This window comes from Vibrio mimicus CAIM 602, from assembly GCF_000338875.1.
In the GTDB taxonomy this organism is placed as follows: Bacteria; Pseudomonadota; Gammaproteobacteria; order Enterobacterales; family Vibrionaceae; genus Vibrio; species Vibrio mimicus.
The window spans coordinates 1-4,599 of sequence record NZ_AOMO01000072.1 but is presented as its reverse complement, the minus strand read 5'-3'; the positions used below and the strand labels follow the sequence as shown (position 1 = coordinate 4,599).

Genomic DNA, 4,599 nt, shown 5'->3' with positions numbered 1-4,599 from the left:
GCCCGGCCTAAGGGGCTGGCAACGCAATAACCCACTAAACCCCAAACACAAACCACCGCAACCACCGCGGGCTCAATGGGACTGGAAACGYCCACGCGTTGACAGTCCCTCTTGAGGCGTTTGTTATATGCAATTAGACCACTGAAAATATATTTAACCTCTCTATAAACAATGGTATCAATCTATTTCTTTCGATATCATATCGCCAGAGAGATTCACCATATCTCCGAACTCTATCATTCTCATTAATTTCTAAAAATTCATTTTCATGAATAAGAGAAAACTTAAACCAGCTAAGTATAAATTCTATTTTTCGAGTAACCTCATTATCAATTTTAAACTCTAATAAATTCAAATCAGCAATAAGTTCATCATATGTTATATCTGATTTACCTAAACGAAGATATACATCTGGATGCGTCACCTTAATAACCGCCAGCAATGACAAAAGTGGCACTATTCTTAAATGATTCTGAGCACTTGATGCATAAAAAATAGCAAGATTTGTATAAACTCGTTCTAGCTGCCTCAATGATAAATTATAGTATTTCGCTAAAGATACAATAGACTCTTGTAGGTTTTCTCTATCACCCCAAGTAGTAAGGTCATGAAGATCAAAAAGTCTTTCACAATATTTATCTAAATCACTTGAGTAACGAGATTTTGTTATCTTTGGTAATGAAGTCTCAACATTTATAAACTTCTGTAGATAAGTATGTGCATCAATCTCTGAGCCATAAATGCTCTTAACTGCTCCCTCTAACTGCTGTCTATGCATAACGAGTACAAAAACGACATTTTTTACAGAAAAGAGATGTTTAACCTTTTCAATCAACTCAACTGCATAAGTAGGCTTACACCGATCCAGCTCATCAATAATAATAACAAGTGGGTTTCCGTCGTTCCCTTCAATTTCATCTGGTAGCTCCGACAGCAACGTTCTAAAAGACTCAAAAAGCTCAATATCGGCCTGATATGATCATAATTTTTCCTCTACAAATGTTGATATTGATGATGAACTACTTGCTGCAATATCATCTTTAATATCTTGAAGACCTTCTATATCAGAGTCTTTTATTATTCCTAGAGTAAGTGCTTTGACTCCTACCTTTGTTCCCCAAGATAAAAGCTTTACACCAATATCCTTTGCTTTCTTTTTATATTCTATTATTTTTTCATTTTTAGATCTGCTAGCATTTTTTTCAACGTAAGTGGTTATAGCTGATGCTACAGATATAAATGCATCTTCAATATAATCATTAGAGAAAGCGTCAATGTAGATATTAGGGATATTATTGTTTTTCAATAAGCCCTGCCACATTTTTACAAATGTAGATTTTCCTTCACCCCATTTTCCATCCAATGAGATTACGAGTTCATCATCCGAACGAATAACAAGATTTTTTAATGACTCTCCAAATGCTTCTCGCTTTAAGATATCTTGCTTAAAACCTTCATTTTCAGAAATATCTAATGATGGTATAACTAATTTCATTAAAAACCTCCTTTGCATATAACGCCCGCCTAAGGGGCTGGCAACGCATTAACACTAAACTCAACCACAACAACCGAAACCACCGCGGCTCATTGGGACTGGAAACGCCGCGCGTTGACAGTCCCTCTTGAGGCGTTTGTTAGTTTCGTAGCCCATTGTTTAACAATGACTTTTAACACCTTTACTTGAGAGGCATTTTACGCAAATGCATCGAACGTGCACACGTCCAACGCCAAAAGCTGTGAAGTTAGCTGCCAAAACTCAAAACGATCAAGGTTAAGTTAGCCACGGTTAAGAGTCCGCGACAAGGAAAACCAGATCACAGCGATAATGCAGCCTTTGTGAAACTAGACTGACCGTGTTGAATATCCGACAACATTGAAACTTCAAGGCTTGTTGGTTTTCAGCAACTTTGAAATAGCTGAACTTTCAACTCTTTCTACCAAATAAGCATCAGGCAAAACTCAAAAGCCAAATAGTACGACTTGAACGCTTAAAGCTGATTTTTCAGGGCATGAATCTGAGCTTTTGATGATTTTTCTAGATAGAAACTAACGCCCGCCTAAGGGGCTGACAACGCATAATACTAAACTCAATCACAACAACCGTAACCACCAAGGCTCATTGGGACTGGAAACGCCACGCGTTGACAGTCCCTCTTGAGGCGTTTGTTATGTGCGTGCTATTGGTGAGCCTTGTTCAGCTGCAATAAATCCCATTTGTTTCCATAAAGATCTTGAAACACAACAACTCTCCCATACTCTTCAACTCGTGGTTCTTCGTTGAAAACAACACCATTGGCCTTCATTAACTCATAATCTCGCCAGAAGTCATTCGTTTGTAGAAACAAAAAAACACGACCTCCAGTCTGGTTACCTACGAATTGAGCTTGCTCTTCGGTACTTGCTTGAGCAAGAAGTAGGTTCGTTCCATTCGAGTTTGGCGGCGAAACTTGAACCCAACGCTTACCACCACCTAAATCTGTATCTTCAACCAAACTGAACTGCAACTTTTTTGTATAGAACTCAATAGCATCATCGTAGTTTTCTACGACAAGTGCGATATTGCCGATTTGCTGTTGAACGACTTTAGACATGCTGACTTCTCAAGATTTCAAAAGCCGAATTCTACACTACTTCGAGATTTTTCGAGAAAGCACATAACGCCGCGTTAAGGGGTGAATGCCGCATAAACCAACTTTCCGCAGACCACCTTCACCACCAAAACTTACTGCAAACCAAAAATTCCACGCGGCATGAATCCCGCTTAAACGCCTTGTTATGCCTAAGCTTCAATGGCTTACGTTTTACTAAAAACAAGATTAACTCGACTTTGATTTACAAACAAAAACCAAAACTTAGAAAACCGAAATGAATCATAGTTTTGATATTCAGGTTCGGAATTTTGGCAAATCCAGTTTGAAGTTTGAAAACCTAGAAATGGATTTCTGATTGAGCCAACCGCCCTGACCTCGCGCTTGCCCGAGAATTGATTGAGGCAATTACCTGAATTTCAAGCGCCAAAGAATTGATGTCCGAAAAACAGCGCTCAAAAAAGCCAAGTTGCCGACAAACACCGAACTGAAAAGCCAAGGGAACAAAGGAAAACCATAAATCACTGATTTTATTTGATTAAGCATAACGCCCGCCTAAGGGGCTGGCAACGCATACCACTAAACTCAAACACAACAACCGTAACCACTTCGGCTCATTGGGACTGGAAACGCCGCGCGTTGGCAGTCCCTCTTGAGGCGTTTGTTAGCTTTTTAACTGCTTTTGTTTCCACCAATCTCTAATTAAAGAAATAGCAATAGCAGCTAAGGTAGCAGGAAAAATAACATTCCAAGTCACTATTGATAATGAAGGTAGCCAAGTTGCCTCCTTGACATCACCAATCAAAAATGCGCMTATACAGTAGATACAAACCAAAAAAATAACGCACCTTCGAGACGACTTAAAACAGCTCCCGTCAACATTAGAGGCAAACACAGAAGAGCAACCCCAAGCATGATTGGAAAGTCCTGTTCCACTAGTTGTGTGTTACCCACTAAACCCTCACCACTAAAGAGGCCAGATATTCCAAGAACTGCTAATAAGTTGAAAGTATTACTTCCCACTACATTACCTACGGCAATATCTCTTTGTCCTTTGAAACTTGCCACTATGGATGTCACTACCTCAGGTAATGATGTCCCTATCGCTAAAATGGTAAGCCCAATAATCGCTTCACTAACACCAAACGTGCGTGCAATATTGACCGCACTACTTACTAACAAATTTGCACCAATGATAAGAAGCGTTAGGCCGATAATTAACCATAACGCACTTTGCCATACAGGATGATGCCCCTGTGTCAGCGAAGCCACTTCGTTATCACTTGTATCTAATGTTTGTATTTCAGCTCGTTTGCCCTGCACAAAAAGAAAAGCTGTGTAGGTAACTAATAAAACAACTAATGCACCACTTTCCCACAAGCTCAGGAGTCCATCCGTCACCATGTAGAATACAAGTGCACTCACCAATACCATTATTGGCACATCTTGACGTATCAGTTGCTTTGAAATGGTTAATGGTGTGATAACAGCGGCTAAGCCTAAAATAAACAATACATTAAAAATGTTACTGCCAACGACGTTGGCGATTGCCAGTTCTGTTTTATTTGAGACAGCAGAGTTGATACTTACGGCTAACTCAGGAGCACTTGTACCAAAGGCAACTACAGTCAAACCAATCACAAGACTCGGAATCCCAATTCTAGTCGCTAATCTAGCAGCTCCCTTAACTAATCCTTCTGCCCCGACAATCAACAAAATCAGACCCAACACCAAAAGAAGATAATCCATTTTTACCTCATAAACTTGGAGCTAAATTAAAAAGCTAACGCTGCGTTAAGGGGTGAATGCCGCCCAAACCAACCTTCCGCAAACCAGTTTCACCACAAAAACTCACCGCATACCAAAAATGCCACGCGGCATGAATCCCGCTTAAACGCCTTGTTATACGTGGATTTTGTAGGTTAAGTCGGCGACTTCGTCACCTGTAATGCCTCTGAAACCCCAACAATGGGAAGGCTGCTCTTTAATTGTGATTTCAATATCAACGGGG

General features: G+C 40.0%; 2 protein-coding genes and 3 pseudogenes. All 5 read right to left on the bottom strand.

Features of this window, described 5'->3' with window-relative positions:
• Window positions 1-133 precede the first annotated feature (133 nt).
• Window positions 134-1,495, bottom strand: a pseudogene (locus D908_RS22755) (KAP family P-loop NTPase fold protein).
• A gap of 197 nt (window positions 1,496-1,692) precedes the next feature.
• Window positions 1,693-1,874, bottom strand: a pseudogene (locus D908_RS20960) (DUF645 family protein).
• A 303-nt stretch (window positions 1,875-2,177) separates the two neighbouring features.
• Complete coding sequence (locus tag D908_RS02520; RefSeq protein ID WP_005527014.1) at window positions 2,178-2,591, bottom strand: VOC family protein; 414 nt, start codon at window positions 2,589-2,591, stop codon at window positions 2,178-2,180.
• Window positions 2,592-3,389: 798 nt separating this feature from the next.
• Window positions 3,390-4,337: a calcium/sodium antiporter gene (locus D908_RS02525; protein WP_005527009.1), complete on the bottom strand. Its 948-nt coding sequence runs from the start codon at window positions 4,335-4,337 to the stop codon at window positions 3,390-3,392.
• 153 nt (window positions 4,338-4,490) lie between these two features.
• Window positions 4,491-4,599 (bottom strand): annotated as a pseudogene (locus D908_RS22070) (tautomerase family protein); the annotation flags it as partial.